Annotated in this window: 15 protein-coding genes; 6 read left to right on the forward strand and 9 right to left on the reverse strand. The window is 61.5% G+C overall.

Annotation, left to right across the window (positions count from 1 at the left end):
• Together AB0P14_RS14795 and AB0P14_RS14800 are read right to left on the reverse strand one after the other, a co-directional pair.
• Window positions 1–995 (reverse strand): HtaA domain-containing protein (locus AB0P14_RS14795; protein WP_363843765.1); only part of this gene is annotated, 995 nt, incomplete at its 3' end.
• A 47-nt stretch (window positions 996–1042) separates the two neighbouring features.
• Entirely contained in the window at window positions 1043–1798 is a 756-nt protein-coding gene (locus AB0P14_RS14800; protein ID WP_363843768.1) for a hypothetical protein, read from the reverse strand.
• Window positions 1799–2067: 269 nt separating this feature from the next.
• Between AB0P14_RS14800 and AB0P14_RS14805 the strand changes: the two genes are divergently transcribed.
• The 3 genes from AB0P14_RS14805 to AB0P14_RS14815 are packed head-to-tail and all read left to right on the forward strand — an operon-like array spanning window position 2068 to window position 5407.
• Window positions 2068–3333, forward strand: a complete 1266-nt coding sequence (locus AB0P14_RS14805; RefSeq protein ID WP_363843770.1) for an ABC transporter substrate-binding protein — start codon at window positions 2068–2070, stop codon at window positions 3331–3333.
• Window positions 3330–4580 (forward strand): iron ABC transporter permease, encoded by a 1251-nt coding sequence (locus tag AB0P14_RS14810; RefSeq protein WP_363843773.1) that lies wholly within the window; start codon window positions 3330–3332, stop codon window positions 4578–4580. The genes AB0P14_RS14805 and AB0P14_RS14810 overlap by 4 nt, the downstream gene beginning before the upstream one ends.
• Window positions 4577–5407, forward strand: coding sequence for a heme ABC transporter ATP-binding protein (locus AB0P14_RS14815; protein WP_363843776.1), 831 nt, complete (start codon window positions 4577–4579; stop codon window positions 5405–5407). Before AB0P14_RS14810 ends, AB0P14_RS14815 begins: the two co-directional genes overlap by 4 nt.
• Before the next feature lie 179 nt (window positions 5408–5586).
• On the opposite strand, the gene AB0P14_RS14820 is transcribed toward AB0P14_RS14815, so the two are convergent.
• From AB0P14_RS14820 to AB0P14_RS14830, 3 genes are all read right to left on the reverse strand, one after another.
• A complete protein-coding gene (locus AB0P14_RS14820) occupies window positions 5587–6282 on the reverse strand; it encodes a biliverdin-producing heme oxygenase (protein WP_363843779.1) in 696 nt (231 codons plus the stop codon).
• 113 nt (window positions 6283–6395) lie between these two features.
• Window positions 6396–7670: an MFS transporter gene (locus AB0P14_RS14825; RefSeq protein ID WP_363843782.1), complete on the reverse strand. Its 1275-nt coding sequence runs from the start codon at window positions 7668–7670 to the stop codon at window positions 6396–6398.
• 74 nt (window positions 7671–7744) lie between these two features.
• Window positions 7745–8779 (reverse strand): Gfo/Idh/MocA family oxidoreductase, encoded by a 1035-nt coding sequence (locus AB0P14_RS14830; protein ID WP_363843784.1) that lies wholly within the window; start codon window positions 8777–8779, stop codon window positions 7745–7747.
• Between the two features lie 36 nt (window positions 8780–8815).
• On the opposite strand from AB0P14_RS14830, the gene AB0P14_RS14835 reads away from it, so the two are divergent.
• A complete protein-coding gene (locus tag AB0P14_RS14835) occupies window positions 8816–9193 on the forward strand; it encodes a helix-turn-helix domain-containing protein (RefSeq protein ID WP_363843786.1) in 378 nt (125 codons plus the stop codon).
• Window positions 9194–9322: 129 nt separating this feature from the next.
• Here the strand turns inward: AB0P14_RS14835 and AB0P14_RS14840 are convergent, their stop codons facing one another.
• A complete protein-coding gene (locus tag AB0P14_RS14840; protein ID WP_363843789.1) occupies window positions 9323–9685 on the reverse strand; it encodes a hypothetical protein in 363 nt (120 codons plus the stop codon).
• Here AB0P14_RS14840 and AB0P14_RS14845 point away from each other — a divergent pair.
• Together AB0P14_RS14845 and AB0P14_RS14850 are read left to right on the forward strand one after the other, a co-directional pair.
• Window positions 9669–10061: a GerMN domain-containing protein gene (locus AB0P14_RS14845; RefSeq protein ID WP_363843792.1), complete on the forward strand. Its 393-nt coding sequence runs from the start codon at window positions 9669–9671 to the stop codon at window positions 10059–10061. The two genes, AB0P14_RS14840 and AB0P14_RS14845, sit on opposite strands and share 17 nt — an antisense overlap.
• Before the next feature lie 59 nt (window positions 10062–10120).
• Window positions 10121–11437 carry a PLP-dependent aminotransferase family protein gene (locus AB0P14_RS14850; protein WP_363843795.1) on the forward strand — a complete coding sequence of 439 codons (1317 nt, stop codon included), beginning with the start codon at window positions 10121–10123 and terminating at the stop codon, window positions 11435–11437.
• Between the two features lie 100 nt (window positions 11438–11537).
• Here the strand turns inward: AB0P14_RS14850 and AB0P14_RS14855 are convergent, their stop codons facing one another.
• Genes AB0P14_RS14855 through pdhA form a run of 3 tightly spaced genes read right to left on the reverse strand, consistent with a single transcriptional unit; the run spans window position 11538 to window position 15261 of the window.
• The gene (locus tag AB0P14_RS14855) at window positions 11538–13001 is read right to left on the reverse strand and encodes a dihydrolipoamide acetyltransferase family protein (RefSeq protein WP_363843798.1); all 1464 of its coding nucleotides are present in this window, start codon (window positions 12999–13001) and stop codon (window positions 11538–11540) included.
• Window positions 13002–13012: 11 nt separating this feature from the next.
• Complete coding sequence (locus tag AB0P14_RS14860) at window positions 13013–13987, reverse strand: alpha-ketoacid dehydrogenase subunit beta (RefSeq protein WP_363843801.1); 975 nt, start codon at window positions 13985–13987, stop codon at window positions 13013–13015.
• Window positions 13984–15261 (reverse strand): pyruvate dehydrogenase (acetyl-transferring) E1 component subunit alpha, encoded by a 1278-nt coding sequence (gene pdhA, locus AB0P14_RS14865; RefSeq protein WP_363843804.1) that lies wholly within the window; start codon window positions 15259–15261, stop codon window positions 13984–13986. The genes AB0P14_RS14860 and pdhA overlap by 4 nt, the downstream gene beginning before the upstream one ends.
• Window positions 15262–15287: the final 26 nt, after the last annotated feature.

Consider the following 15287-nt stretch of genomic DNA (forward strand, 5'->3'; position numbering starts at 1 on the left):
ACAACAATCTTCGTACCCTCAGCAACAGGACCACTCAAAACAGTGACCCCATCAGCAGCAAACACCTCCAACGCAGGCGTAAACACAACAGGCTCAGGAACCTCTGGCACTACGGGTTCGGTGACCGTCAGAATTGCGGCTTCACTGTAGGCAGCGAGCGCCTCTTTGATGAACGCGGCACGGTACTGGTTACCGTTATCGGCAGTCGCAGCAGTAATGGTCAGCGAGGGGTTTGTGGCACCAGCAATGTCAGCCCAAGCACCCGCCCCGGCGGCAAGAACCTGCCACTGTACAGAGTCGTAACCGCTCGCATCGGCAGTAAACGTCACCTGATTTCCGGTTTCCACAGTCTGCGCAACAGGTGATGCGGTCACCACAGGAGCCTCAACCGGAACAACGTAGGAAACCGCAAAACTTACGGGATCAAAAGGAGCCCCCTCAGCGTAGAAAGAGGCAAACGCAGGAACGCCACCAGCAGTCAATCCTGTGAGCAGGCCGCTCCCGCTGGCGTTACCATCAGCGAAAGTTGCGCCAGCGCCCAGAGTGGTGAGGTCGACGTCGTCGTAGGTCACCATTACGTCACTGGCCATGGACTTGCTGGCCACATCTGCCACGAGCATTCCGCGAGCCAAGTCGATCCGGATGTCAGCGATCGTGACGGCAAGCTGCCCGGCGTGACCGGAGAAAGCTACCGATCCGGCGAAGCTGACGATCTGCGTTGCGGGATCCACGGCTGCTGCCTGAAACTTGAAGGTTCCATCAGGGTTAATCGTGGCGCTGCCGCCCGGCGTGGTGGTTCCCTTGGCAATAGGCGATCCAAGGTAGCTACGGAAGGAGGCCTTCACACCCCAGTCGAGGCTACCGGCACTAACAACGGGTACGGGCGCAGCAGAAGCCGCGGGGGCGGTCACCACGACGGCACCGCCTGTCACGGCGAGAGCGGCAAGAACAGCTAGGGGCCTGCGCCACCACGGTCCGCGCTGGGATGATGTCATGGTCTTCCTCTGTGATCGGGGAGAAATTTTTATGGGGGTTGGCTGGCTCATTTTCCACCTCGACGGCGGGCGGTCATCAGCACTGCTCCGCCACCTAGAGCCAGCAGCACCGCGCCACCAGCAATGTAAACACCTGTCGTGGCACCGGTTTTCGCCAGGCCATCCTTGGTTGAAGCATTAGCTGAACCATTGGCTCCACTTTGGTCCGTGCCGGCACCTTCGAGGGCAGCAGCACCAAAGCTGATCGGAATCATGACGTCAGCAGTGCGGTCGCCACCGCGGGTGTGATCGGCACGAGTGGCAATGACACACCCGTTAGGCGCGACTGCCGGATCCTGACAGTTGGTCAAAGAATCGGCGGCGCTAACACTGAGAGTGACAGCGAATGAGCCCTTACCACCGCTCTGCGCGAACGGTTGTGCCAGACCCTGGCCGTAGGAAGGCGGGTTGGAGGAAATCCACAGCGAGCTACCGCTGCCACCTGTCATGTCAACACCACCAAGGCACGGGGAAGCCGCCGCACCCGGACCATTGTTGACGCAGACACCGAGGTAGATGCCCTTGCTCAGATCGAAGCCAGCCCCGCTGACCTGCACGGCGTCGCCTGCAGCAGCCAAGCCAGTGGCCCTGTCTACTGTCAGCGACTGGCCGGTGGGCCCGCTGCTGGACGCCGCGAGCGCACCGGCGCCTGAAACCAGCACCAATCCCCCTGACAAGACCACGGCACCCAGCATGCGAATCAGGCCAGTGCGCCCGCCCCGCCGTGACACCTTTGCCGCGTCGCGGCTGGTGATTCCCTTCATGATCCTCCTTGTTGGGTGACCACCCCGGGGGTGGATCACCATGCACGCAGGGCAATGGGCCCATGCGGATGCTCTAACTAACGCGTCATCGCGCTGATTCTTTGGTTTTCTCGGCATATTTGCAGCTGCTTTTCAGCGGACCGTATTACGCAACAAGAAACTGACCTAAAGATAACCTAACCTAGGGTAGGCTTAGTTAAGAAAAATGGCGGTTTTCGGGGTACTCCCGGCCGACATTTACACCCTTGCCGCTTCTCTCTGGGGAATCCATGTCTAAGACTTTTCAGCAGCCCGCTGCGCCCACCCGTCGCTCACGAGCCACGGCGAGAACCTCGGTGGCACTAGCATCGTTGGCAATCATTTCTTGGTTGGTCTCCGGGTGCGCTCCCGCCGTTCCCGGAACTGGCGATCAAGACTCCCCCCAGAGCTCAAATAGCACTGCGGCAACCACTCCCGCCGGCCCCGTTTCGGCCTGCTCCGACGGGACGGCAGGCAAACTGCCCCTCCCTGCCGACTGGCAAGCAACAAACAACTCAACGGACACCGCATCAGCTGAACCTTCAGCAGTTGCCGGCGCCGCAACCAGCGCCACTGACGGAACCACAGCCACGAAACCCACCGGCCCCGCCACCGCTGAAACCTCCGGGATCACCCTTCCGATCGTGGCTACGCCACCAACTCCAGCCCTGCCCACCACCGTGATTTCCTGCGACGATGAAGAAGTCACTGTCACCGATGTCAGCCGCATCGTCACGATCGACCTACATGGCACCCTGACGGAGATCGTGCATGGTCTGGGTCTGGGCGCCAATGTGATTGGTCGCGACCGCGCCGCAGACTTCCCCGAAGCCGCAAACGCCACGATTGTCACTCCCATGGGTCATGACCTCAACGCCGAGGCCATCACAGCTCTGAACCCCAGCGTGGTTCTGACTGACACCACTATTGGTCCGGTGGAAGTCCAGGAACAACTGCGCGCTGTGGGTATCCCCGTGATCTTCTTTGACTCCGCCCGCACCATGAACGGGATCAGCCACCAGATCAGCGCCGTAGCTGGCGCCTTGGGTGTGCCCGAAGCGGCCGTTGAACTCAATAAACTGGTGGGCGCTGACATGGTCTCCGCGCTCAGCATGGTTCCCCAAGACGCCAACCCGGTACGTATTGCTTTCCTTTACGTCCGAGGCACCGCCGGTGTCTACCTCATGGCGGGGCCCGGTTCCGGTGCCGATGACATCATCAAGGCAGCCGGCGCCGTCGACGTCGGAACAGACATTGGTTTGAAGCTCCCCTTCACCCAACTAACCTCGGAGGCACTGATCAAGGCTGCCCCGGACGTGCTGCTGCTGATGTCCGGGGGACTCGAAAGCGTTGGCGGCCCAGAGGGGCTCTTCAAGATCCAGGGTATTGGCCAGACGCCCGCCGGGGCCAACCACCGCGTGGTTGACGTCGCCGACGGAACCCTCCTGAGCTTCGGCCCGCGGTCAGGCCAAATCATCAACGCTTTGGCTAAAGCTGTCCATGGGCTCCCCGAATGAGCACTACGGCCTCATCCCGCACCACAGATTCGACAAATTCGGCAGATTCCACGGCAACAGGCGGCACAGCAGCTGAAACGACGGCGGACAACGCAGCCACGCTGCCCAAGAGCGCCCGTCGCAAAGGCGCCAAGCGCACCAAGCCCGCCAATCCTTCCCGCCGCACCACCAAGGACCGTCTCATTTTGGGCGGGCTATCGGTAGCCTTAGCCATTACGGCCGTCATCGCCGCCGGAACGGGTCAACTACACGTTGCCCCCATGGAGGTCATTGGCAGTATTCTTCACGGCCTCAATAACTGGTTGCAGGGCTGGCTGGATTATTTTGGCACCGGCCTGCGCGCACCCTTTGGCGCCGCGCCGCTTCCAGAACATGCACGTGGTTACGAAACGCTCTGGTCGGTGCGCTTTCCGCGCGTCGTTCTTGCCATGATTGTTGGGGCAGCACTGGCCTGCTCGGGCACGGTCATGCAGGGCGTCTTTGGTAACCCTTTGGCCGAACCTGCTGTTGTGGGCGTGTCCTCCGGCGCTGCTGTTGGCGCCAGCACCGCCATTGTGACCGGCGTAGCGGCCCACGGAAACTGGGTTGTGGCCATCTTCGCATTCGCGGGCGGACTCATCACCACGCTTCTGGTGTACAGCCTTTCGCGCAGCAAAGGCCGCACGGAAGTGGTCACTTTGGTACTGACAGGCATCGCGGTCAACGCTTTCACGTTCGCCATGATCGCCTTCTACACCTACGTCGCCGACCCCAATGCCCGCGATCAATTGATTTTCTGGCAGCTGGGCAGCCTCAACGGTGCTGGCTGGATCAGCGTCTTTTCCGTGCTGCCTCTCTTGGTAGCGGGCCTCTTCATGGCCTTTTTGGCGGCAGGAAAATTGGACTTGCTGGCACTGGGGGAACGCTCGGCCCGGCATTTGGGTGTCAACGTGGAGCGCCTGCGTATGGGCATGATCGTCACCGTAGCCCTGCTGGTGGGCGCGGGCGTCGCCTTCACCGGCATCGTCAGCTTCGTGGGACTAGTAGTGCCGCACCTGCTCCGGATCGTGGTTGGCCCGGGACACAAACTACTCTTACCAGCCAGCGCATTGGGCGGCGCCTTACTGGTACTGCTGGCCGATCTGGCCGCCCGCACGCTGGTCACCTACTCTGACCTCCCCTTGGGCATGTTGACCGCGCTGATCGGCGGACCATTCTTCTTCTGGCTACTGCGCCGGACCCGCAACGAACAGGGAGGCTGGGCATGAGTCTGCTCGACGTTTTTCGCGCCCCGCCAACTGAGGTTCCCGAGCCCATGTCACCGGGCGACACGGCCGTTTCCTGCGCCGGAGTGTCCGTGGAGCTGGGCGGCAAGAGGGTGCTCAGCGATGTCACCCTGCCCGTAATAGCAGGCGAGGTGCTAGCCCTTGTGGGCCCCAATGGCGCCGGGAAGTCCACCCTCTTGGCCGCCATGGCCGGTGATATTGAGCTGAAAAGTGGCCAGATTGAGCTCTCCGGCCAGCCGCTGCAGCACTGGCGGGCGGAGGAGTTGGCGCTGCGTCGAGCCGTGCTGTTGCAGCAGGTTCAACTCAGCTTCCCCTTTAATGTGCTCGAGGTGGTTCAGATGGGCCGTGCGCCCTGGTCCAACACCGCAGCATCCACGCACGACGACGAACTTGTCTCCGCTGCCATGGCGGCAACGGATGTGACTCACTTTGCCGGACGACGTTTTTCCTACCTTTCCGGCGGCGAAAAGGCCCGCGTGGCTTTGTCCCGGGTACTCGCTCAGGACACCGGGGTGCTCATGCTCGATGAGCCCACCGCGGCGCTCGATCTGCGGCACCAGGAGCTGGTTCTGCAAGTGGCCAGGACCAGGGCCGCGGCTGGCCGCGCCGTCGTGGTGGTACTCCACGATCTGAACCTAGCCGCCGGCTACGCCGACAAGGTGGCTGTTCTAGAGCAGGGTCAACTGGCCGCCCTAGGCACCCCGGAAGAGGTACTGACGGAGGAACTACTCAGCCGTGTCTATCAGTACGGGATCGATGTCATGGCCCACCCCGTCACGGGTCGCACCGTGGTTTTGCCCCGCCGCTAGAAACTCACTGCTAGTTACTCGCCGCTAGGAACGGGCAGCTAGCTATTAGCCAGCAGCCGGTATCTCGCGACCAGCGGCGTTAGGCAAGAACGACGGCGGCACTGAGCTGCCGCCGTCGTTCTTCCCCAAAGAGGGCCAAACCCCAAAGAGAGCCAAAGGTTTTTAGCCTCTAGGAGCGCTCAGGCAGCGGCCTTACGGGCAGCGCCCAGGTCCACGAAAACAGCACGGTTGAGCTCAAAGGAATCCGCGGCATGGGCCAAGATGGTGTCCTTTTGCTCGCGGGTGAAATCGGTGGTGTCCATGAGGTTCCGGTAGCCGTCCTTGTAGGGCTTGGGCTTCTCGATCTCGGGGAAGGTGTAGAAGTTCAGGCCCTCATCGGCAATGCCGTAGTGGCGCTGAACGAGGCGCTGGATGATCTGACCGCCGGAAAGATCGCCCATGTAGCGCACGTAGTGGTGGGCCAACAGGAACTCGATGGACTCGGCGCCCAAGTTTTCCAGAGCATCGGCGTAGGCGCGGGTGGCCGGCACAATTTCGATCCGGCCATCAGCAAGCTGAGCTTCCCAGTCGGCGCCATGATGGAATGCCATATCGGCCTCCAAGGCTGCCACGCGGGCAAGCTTGGGATCGATGAAGGCGCCCAGCTGGGGGTGGTCAGCATGTGCTGCCAATGCATTCTCCAAGGCGCGGTAAATGACCAGGCTCTGGTCCAGCAGGCTGACCAATGCCGCAGCATCCAAGGTGCCACCCATCAGCTCTGCCACGAAGGAGGAATCCTCAGCTGCCGAGTGTGCCGCCGCGGTGTGGGTCTTGAGCTCCTCCGACAGGGCGGCAGGGGTCTCGGAAAGGACGGATTCAACTGCGGGTGCAGACATGGCAAACTCCGTAATTAGGTAAAGGTAACCTTAGCTAATCAAAGATAGTGACACTCTGTCAAGGTCTTAACGACACTGTGTCACTAGATTCTGTGTCACTCGATGCGCTTCCTCTAGTCGACACCCTTGATCTTGACGACAAATACCGCACCAAGCAGTCCGATCACGGCGGCTGCCACATAGAGAGTCACATAGCCACCAAGGAGAGTGACCAGCGGCCACGCGATGATGGGCGCAATGACCTGCGGCAGTGAGTTCGCCACATTGATGACGCCCATATCCTTCCCCCGGTTGGCGGACGACGGCAGTACCTGGGTGAGAAGAGCAAAATCCACTGCCAAATACACGCCGTAACCAATGCCCAGAACTGCGGCTCCGGAAAGTGCCCCGATCCAGGTGGGGAAGAACGCCAGAATCAATGCGGCCAAGGCGATAATCGCCGATGAAGCAATGACAAAGGGCTTGCGCTTACCCACCTTGTCGGTCCAGCGCCCGCCAATCACGGCAGTGATCAGCGTCAAGACTGCGTAAATTCCGGTGAGCACCAAGACACCGAAGGCCGGATCCTCGTGGCGCACGGAGTCGGTGAGGAAAAACAGCAGATAGAGCGTAACTAGATGATTGCCCACATTGACCAGGAAGCGGGTAATCCAGGCCCAGGCGAAGTCAGGGTAAAGCCGGGGCGAGATCCAGAACCCGGACACGAAGTTCAACCATGTGAACGCGGGTTTATCCTTTGCATCCAGCACGGGGTCGTTGGCGAAGAACAAGTACGGCACCATGCCCACCACCAGGCCTACGGCACAGATGATGAAGCCCAGTGAGAAGTTCCCGGAAACCACGGCGCCAATGGCTGCGCCCATGAGGATACCCAACACGGTTCCCATGGATGCCAAGCCACCAATACTGCCACGCTGACGTACGGGAACCTGGTCCGGGATGGCGGCCGTGGTGGCTGCGAGCGCCCCGTTGCAACCTAGTTGCACCAAGCACCAGAGCAGTGTCATGGCCGCGACGCCCGGTGCTCCTGCCAATCCCACGAGGCCAATGGTGCCCAAGAGTGCACCGATAAAAACCCAAGGCACGCGCCGGCCAAATCGTGAGGTGGTCCTGTCGCTGAACGTCCCGAACAGCGGATTCGCCACCAAGGAAACCGCGGCACCGGCGCCCGTCACCAGGGCCAGAATGCCTTCCTTCTCATCGGCGTTGAAATGCATGGCCTGCTGTCCCAGCAGAACCTGGATGGGACCAAAGAACGCGGCATTGATGCCCACGTTGACCAGCACGATCGAGGCCGTCCATCGATGCCGGACATTGACGCTCGGCTCAGCCAATGCCGCGCTGCCGTGCACCGGCGTTACCTGCGCCTTGGCTTCTTCGAAACTCACAATCGAGCTGCCTTTCCGGTAATACTGCCTCTTGCTGGCCTATTTTTCTGTCCTAGCCTACGTGGCGTCCTAGCTTACGAGGCGGTACGACGAACTGCTTCGATAATTCGCAACCCTTCCACGGAATCGGCTGGATCCACTGGGACCGGACCACCATGGAGAATTGCTTCGGCGAGGAGCTCGTGGAAACGTGAAAAATTACCCGGCACCGTTGGTACGGCGCTGCTCCGCCCGTCCCGCCACAAAGTGCCCCATTGTTCCGGGGATTCCACGCCGTACTGAGGGTCGGTGGGGAGCACACCAGCCTGAATCTGAGCTTCTTGCATGTCCCCATCCTGCTTGATATAGGCCGCATTGGAGCCCGAAACGCGCAACCGCGGCCCCTTGTGGGTGGCGTTGAGGTTCATCCACAAGTGCGAGATCACCCCGCTGGTATGTTCCAAGGCCACGAAGGCATCGTCTTCCGCCAGTTCCGCTGGACGGCGTGCGGCCAGTTCTCCATGCACACGAGTCACGGGACCAAAGAGCTGCAGCGCCTGGTCAATGAGATGTGAGCCCAAATCGAACAAGATCCCGCCACCGTCCTTCACAGTGGCCTGCGCCTTCCACGCCTTGGTAATGGTGGGCTGCCAGCGCTCAAGCCGGGATTCAAAGCGCCGAACCTCACCCAGTGCACCCTCGGCAAGTAAGTTCTGCAGGGTCAGGTACTCCCCGTCCCACCGCCGATTCTGGTACGTGGTGAGGAGTTGGCCCTTCTCCTGCGCCAGAGCGATCAAGGCCTCACCTTCCACACTGGAGAGCGCAAACGGCTTATCCACCACCACGGCGCATCCGGCACCTAGTGCTTTGGCCGCCAAAGGCGCGTGGGTGGCCGGTGGAGTTCCCACTACCACTAGGTCAAGCTCACCATAGCTGCCGCCCCTCTCCCATTCGTCGCGAGAGAGTATGCGGGTCCCGGGGTATGCCAACTGCGCCGCGACCTGACGCGCTGGATCCGAGGTCACAATGACATCCAGGCTGAACTGTCCCAGGGCCGCAATGGAAGGGGCGTGGAAGACACTTCCCGCCAAGCCGTAACCGAGGACCGCGGTGCGGATTATTTGCGTCATGGATCACACCCTACAGTCCGGGCTAGCATGTGTTGCATGACCTTCCACGCTCCCAAAATTACGTCCCCGCTAGAACCGGCACAACAAGCCTCGCTGGCGCGCACCCTTGCGGACAGCGATGACGTCACAGTGTTCGTGGACGGGACCGCACACCGCCTCGACGCCGGCGCCCGGGAGGCAGTGCTCGATGTCCTACAGCGGCTCTCCCGCGGGGACGCCGTGTCAGTGGCTAGCATCGCGGATCTGCTCACCACCTCCCAAGCTGCCGAGTTGGCTGGCATCTCCCACACCTTTTTGCGTAACCTCACCGACCGTGGCGAGATCGCCGCTGAGTACCGCGGCTCGCATCGGCGAATCCGCCGCCAAGACATCACCGCCTGGCTGGCCCAACAAAAGAGTGCAACCACCGAGTAACAATCGCATCAATGCTGGACACCCCGTGACAATAGTGAATAGCGCCGTGACCGTGCGGCGATGTGATCACGGTTGAACACCCTTTGCCCCGCCACCCTTTCGCGCCTCCACATTCGGCCATAGCTTAGGTTAACTGGGACATGCGGCCACACCATACGGTCGCCTGAATGAACATACGGAGGCAGCCATGCGTAGCACCGGCAGAATTTCATTCTTGGCACTGCTAGCCGGAGCGGCCTTCATGCTGGGCAGCTGCTCCACCCCTCCGAACAGCCCAATAACATCACCAATGCCTTCCACGGCTGTAACATCGCCCGCTCCAACACCACCCGCTCCAACATCGGCGGTGCCAGGGGCCACCGCACCAAGCACCACCACAACACTGCCAGCCACAACACCTAGTGGCGGGGCGAGCGCAAGCCAGCCTCCGCCGTCGGACCAGCCCGCACCCACCGTCATACCCACCTCAGCCTCGGTGACCCTGTTCTTCATTGCCGAAGGGGACGCTGGCATTTCCGGACCCCTGGTGGGCTGCGGGGACAGCGCCGTGGCGGTCTCCAGCCAAACCATCACCTACACCGACCCTGTGGACGGCGCCCTGCGAACACTGCTCAGCAACCATGCTGCGCACATTGGCCAGTCGGGCCTACGGAACGCACTCTCAGATTCCCGGCTCAGCGTAGACTCCGTTGACAGGACCGGAACCACCGTCACGGCACACTTGAGTGGCACCATAAGTCTCGCTGGCGAATGCGACACTCCCCGCTTGGAACAGCAGCTACTACTCACGGCACAGCAAGCAGCAGGAACCCCCGTGTCCATAACTATCAACGGGAAGACGTTGAGCGAAGCGTTGAGTTTGAAATAGCCCAGCTGTTTGAAAAACTTTTGATGCCTATTTAGCAACTTTGGTTATATCCTGAGCACGTGAATACTCCAGCCTCGAGCGCCAACGCCGCCGCCGAATCCCTGTCCGAAGAAGCCGTCGATGCCTTGAACCGGGCCAGCGCGGAAAGCCAGCCTGTCACGCCGCACAGACACGAGGCGCTGCTCTCGGCACGGGCTGCGAATATCAAGCAGTCGGCCGTGCGCGATGTTTTTGAGATTTCCATGCAGCCGGGACTTGTCTCCTTGGCCGGCGGAAACCCGTACCTGCAGTCTCTGCCTCTGGAGAGGCTGGCTGCCACCGCCGCGTCCATCATTGCCGAGCACGGCCTGGAGGCGCTGCAGTATGGCGGCGGTCAGGGCACGCTGGAACTTCGAACCCAGATTTGTCAGGTCATGGCCGCTGAGGGCATTCTGGATGCGGATCCTGAGAATGTGGTCATCACCGCGGGTTCACAGTCCGCGCAGGATGTAGCCGCAAAAGTTTTCTGCAATCCCGGCGACGTGATTCTCCTCGAGGACCCCACTTATGTGGGCGCCCTGAACACCTTCGAAGCCTATGAAGTTGATGTCCAGCCGGTCATTGGCGATGAGCAGGGCATCATTCCGTCATTGCTGCGTGAGCGGATCTCAGCGTTGCAGGCTGCTGGCAAGAGCATCAAACTGCTCTACACCATCCCCAACTTCAACAACCCCTCGGGCGTCATGCTGGCTCCGGAGCGCCGTCAAGAGATCGTGGACATATGCCGTGAATCGAATATTTTGGTGCTGGAGGACAACCCCTATGGCCTCCTGAAGTTCGACGGCGTTCTGCCGGAGCCCCTGCGCGCGGCCAACCCCGAAGACGTGCTGTACCTTGGCTCGTTCTCCAAAATCTTCGCCCCGGGACTGCGCATTGGCTGGGCACTGGTTCCGGCCCACCTCAAGCAGCGCTACTACCTGGCCAGCGAGGCCGTGACCCTGTGCCCACCCACCTTCAACCAGCTCTTGGTGAGTGACTACCTAGCCAACTACGACTGGCAGGGACAGATCAGCACCTACCGCGCCCTGTACGCCGAACGATGCGCCGCACTGCTGGCGGCATTGGAAGAATTCATGCCAGAAGGCGTCTCATGGACCCGCCCCGAGGGTGGTTTCTTTGTTTGGTTGACCCTGCCCGAGGGCATCGACACGTACCCGTTGTTGCATCAAGGGATCGCTGCCGGAGTTGTTTTTGTTCCGGGCGCCGCCTTCACCGCCACGGCCGGTCCCAGTAACAAGCTGCGCTTGGCTTTCAGCGCCGTCCCGCCCGAAACTTTGCGCGAAGGGGTCAAGCGGCTGGCCCCGGTTTTGGCCGAGGCCATCGCGGCGGTGCAGTAGTCGCGGAGTAGCAGAAACACGAAAAGCGCTGGCGTTTGACGGTTTCGCGGTGGTTTGAACCATAGCGAAAACGTCAAACACCAGCGCTTTTACGTAGCGGCTAGTCCAGCAGCAGCGCGGGCTCTTCCATAATGGCGGCAACGTCAGCCATGAAGCGCGCCGACAGGTCTCCGTCCACTACGCGGTGATCGAAGGATCCGCCCAGTGTTGTGATCCAGCGCGGGATGACTTCCCCGTCCAGCACCCACGGCTTTTGCTTGATGGTACCGAACGCTACGATCGCAACCTCACCCGGGTTGATGATGGGCGTTCCGGTATCGATGCCCAGCGCGCCGATGTTTGTGACGGTCAGTGAGCCTCCGCGCATGTCAGCCGGCGACGTCTTACCGGCCCGAGCCGTCGTGGCGAGAGAGTTCAGCGCAATGGCCAACTCCTTCAAGGAGAGGTTTTGTGCGTCCTTGATGTTCGGCACCATGAGTCCGCGCGGGGTGGCGGCGGCAATACCCAGGTTCATGAAGTGTTTGATGATGATCTCATCACCGGTCCACGTCGCGTTGACGGAGGGGTTACGCGCTGCAGCCCAAATCACGGCCTTGGCCAGGATCAGCAGCGGTGAAACCCTAATGCCCTCGAAGTCGCGTGAGACCTTCAACCGCTTGACGAATTCCATGGTGCGCGACGCGTCGACGTCAACAAAAATGCTCACGTGCGGGGCGGAAAAAGCACTCTCAACCATGGCCTTGGCCGTTGCCTTGCGCACCCCCTTGACCTTGATCCGTTCAATGCGCGGATCATCCTCGAGCCCGGTGCCAGTGGCTGGCGCCCAGAACGTTCCGGCGCCGTCGTGCTCGGCTGTGCGCTGGTCCTGGTAGCTGAGGAGGTCCTTTTTAGTGACCTCGCCGCGCAGCCCGGTGGCGGAAACCTCGTTCAGGTCGATGCCCATGTCCTTAGCGGCCTTGCGGACCGGCGGCTTGGCCAGCGCGCGGTTGGCCCGTGCCACCATGCGGCCAGCCGTCGCTGCCGCCTTAGTGATGATGGTCGACGCCGTCTCTTGCGTAGGTGCACTAGTTACGGCGGGCGCTGCGGGCGCAGTTGCCTGCGGTGCGGCAGGGGCGACTGGGGCCGGCTCCACCGGAGTAACAACAGGCGCAACTGGCGCTGGGGCGGCTGCTCGGGTGGGCACGGCGGCGGGTGAGCTGATCCGCGGTCGGCGCTTGACGGCGTCGGCTATGGGGCCAGAACCCACCAGCGGCTTGGGCGCTTCCTCCTCAGGTGCGGCGGGGGCCTGCGCAACAGGCGCAGGCGCGGCAGCCCCCGAAACGTCGGAGCCGATGGCGATGATGGGCGTTCCCACATCCACCGTTTCACCCTCAGCAACCATCAGCTGAGCCACTAGGCCGGCGTAGGGCGAGGGTAGTTCCACCAGTGACTTGGCTGTTTCAATCTCCACGAGGACATCATTGACGGCGACAACATCGCCCAACTTGACCTTCCAGGAGACAATCTCGGCCTCGGTCAGGCCCTCGCCGACGTCGGGCAGCTTGAAGAAGTTCAGGGTAGACATGGTGGGCCTTCCTAGTATGCGAAGGCGCGTTCCAACGCCTCCAGCATGCGGTCAATGTCCGGCAGGTAGTGCTCTTCCACGCGGGCTATGGGGTAGGGCATGTGGAATCCACCGACGCGGATGGCCGGGGCTTCCAACGAGTAGAAGCATCGTTCGCTGATGCGCGAGGCGATTTCGCCGCCAATGCCGCCGAAGGTGGGGGCCTCGTGGGCCACTACCAAACGTCCGGTCTTGTTGACGGAGGCTTCAACGGTGTCAAAGTCGATCGGTGAAATGGAGCGCAGGTCGATGACTTCCACGCTGTGTCCGTCTTCGGCAGCGGCGTTGGCGGCTGCCAAAGCCACCGGGACCAGTGGGCCGTAAGCCACCAAGGTCGCATCAGTACCTTCACGCACCACATGGGCCTTGAAGGGATCGCCCGGGCTGTTCTCGGTGTCCACTTCACCCTTGGACCAGTAGCGGCGCTTGGGTTCAAAGACGACCACGGGATCTTTGCATTCAACGGCTTGCTGGATCATCCAGTAGGCGTCGTTGGCGTTGGACGGGGTGATGATGCGCAGTCCCGCCGTGTGTGCAAAGAGAGCTTCCGGGGATTCGGAGTGGTGCTCAATGGAGCCGATGCCGCCGCCGTAGGGAATGCGGATGACCACAGGGGCGCTGAGTTGGCCGTCGGAACGGGTCCGGATCTTGGCCAGCTGGGTGGTGATCTGGTTGAAGGCCGGGAACACAAAGCCGTCGAACTGGATCTCGCAGATGGGGCGGTGTCCGCGCAGTGCCATGCCCAGGGCCGTACCGATAATCCCGGATTCGGCCAGCGGGGTGTCCATGACGCGGTGGGTGCCAAATTCCTTTTGCAGACCTTCGGTGATGCGGTAAACGCCGCCGAGAGCACCAATATCCTCACCCATGAGGAAGCTCTTGGGGTCCTTGCTAAGCGTGGCGCGGAGGCCTTCATTGATGGCCTTGGCAATGGTCATTGTGCTCATGCGGCACCGCCTTGTCCGTTGTCAGTGTCAACGTCAGCAAAGGACGCCTCATAGTTTTCAAACCATGCCAATTCCTCGGCCACGAGCGGGTGGGCCTCGGCGTAAACCGTGGCGAACTTGTGGCGGATATCCGCGCCACCCAACGCCAGCGTGGCGCGACGTACATGGGCAGCGAGCTCGTCGCCGTCGTTCTTCACCTGCTCGAAGAACGCGTCATCGGCCAAGTTTTCGGCGCGCAGGTAGGTTTCCAGACGCGCCAGCGGATCCCGTGTTTTCCACAGCTCTTCTTCGGCCCTCATCCGGTACTTGGTGGGATCATCCGCCGTGGTGTGCGCGCCGACGCGGTAGGTGGAGGCCTCGATGAATACGGGGCCGTGGCCGTTGCGGGCATGATCGAGCGCCCACTGGGTCACGGCGTAGACGGCCAAAACGTCATTGCCGTCGACGCGAATACCGGGAATCCCGTACCCTGCGGCTCGGTTGACCAGCGGAACCTTGGACTGAACTTCAAACGGGACGGAGATGGCCCAGTTATTGTTCTGGCAGAAGAACACCACGGGGGCGTTGTAGGAAGCGGCGAAGACCATGGACTCGTGGACGTCACCCTCGCTGCTGGCCCCGTCACCAAAGTAAGCTACGACGGCGGCTGGCTCGGTGGTGGGGTCGGCCACCAGATCGCGTGAGATTCCCATGGCGTACCCCACGGCGTGCAGCGTCTGCGCAGCCAAAACCAGCGTGTAGAGGTGAAAGTTGGTCTCGCGAGGATCCCAGCCGCCATTGGTCACGCCACGGAAAAGTTTGAGTAGATCTGCCAGATCCAAGCCACGCGTCAATGCTACGCCGTGTTCACGGTAGGTGGGGAACGCGTAATCGGCCTTGTTCAAGGCGCTGCCGGAACCAATTTGCGCAGCTTCCTGACCGATAACAGGGACCCACATGGCAAGTTCGCCTTGGCGCTGAAGTGCCGTGGCTTCGGTGTCGAAGCGACGCACGGTAGCCATATCGAGGTAGAAACCACGTAGAACTCCAGGATCCAGCTTCTCGATGTAGGGGCTGAAGGTGGCATCGTGATGGGCGCCGCCATGCTCATCAAGGAGCTGGACCGCGTCATCCGGGCCAACTCCGGTGATGCGCAGCACGCCTGCGGATTCTCCTGCTGGGCTCGACGGTTGGACAGCTGCCTGGCTTCCTGCCTGGTTCCCTGCCTGCGGGCGCGTCGATGCCTGGGCACCTGTCTCTGATGTGCCTGTGTCAGCTTGCTGGGCGGAGCCCATGCTGTCTCCTCGTCTGCCGAATCCCA

Source organism: Specibacter sp. NPDC078709 (genome assembly GCF_040686795.1).
Taxonomy (GTDB): domain Bacteria; phylum Actinomycetota; class Actinomycetes; order Actinomycetales; family Micrococcaceae; genus Specibacter.

Coding starts and splice junctions, on each gene's coding strand:
- pdhA (WP_363843804.1), bottom strand. CDS start 15,261: ATGGGCTCCGCCCAGCAAGCTGACACAGGCACATCAGAGACAGGTGCC.
- AB0P14_RS14860 (WP_363843801.1), bottom strand. CDS start 13,987: ATGAGCACAATGACCATTGCCAAGGCCATCAATGAAGGCCTCCGCGCC.
- AB0P14_RS14815 (WP_363843776.1), top strand. CDS start 4,577: ATGAGTCTGCTCGACGTTTTTCGCGCCCCGCCAACTGAGGTTCCCGAG.
- AB0P14_RS14830 (WP_363843784.1), bottom strand. CDS start 8,779: ATGACGCAAATAATCCGCACCGCGGTCCTCGGTTACGGCTTGGCGGGA.
- AB0P14_RS14855 (WP_363843798.1), bottom strand. CDS start 13,001: ATGTCTACCCTGAACTTCTTCAAGCTGCCCGACGTCGGCGAGGGCCTG.
- AB0P14_RS14810 (WP_363843773.1), top strand. CDS start 3,330: ATGAGCACTACGGCCTCATCCCGCACCACAGATTCGACAAATTCGGCA.
- AB0P14_RS14820 (WP_363843779.1), bottom strand. CDS start 6,282: ATGTCTGCACCCGCAGTTGAATCCGTCCTTTCCGAGACCCCTGCCGCC.
- AB0P14_RS14840 (WP_363843789.1), bottom strand. CDS start 9,685: ATGAAGAACAGGGTCACCGAGGCTGAGGTGGGTATGACGGTGGGTGCG.
- AB0P14_RS14805 (WP_363843770.1), top strand. CDS start 2,068: ATGTCTAAGACTTTTCAGCAGCCCGCTGCGCCCACCCGTCGCTCACGA.
- AB0P14_RS14800 (WP_363843768.1), bottom strand. CDS start 1,798: ATGAAGGGAATCACCAGCCGCGACGCGGCAAAGGTGTCACGGCGGGGC.
- AB0P14_RS14835 (WP_363843786.1), top strand. CDS start 8,816: ATGACCTTCCACGCTCCCAAAATTACGTCCCCGCTAGAACCGGCACAA.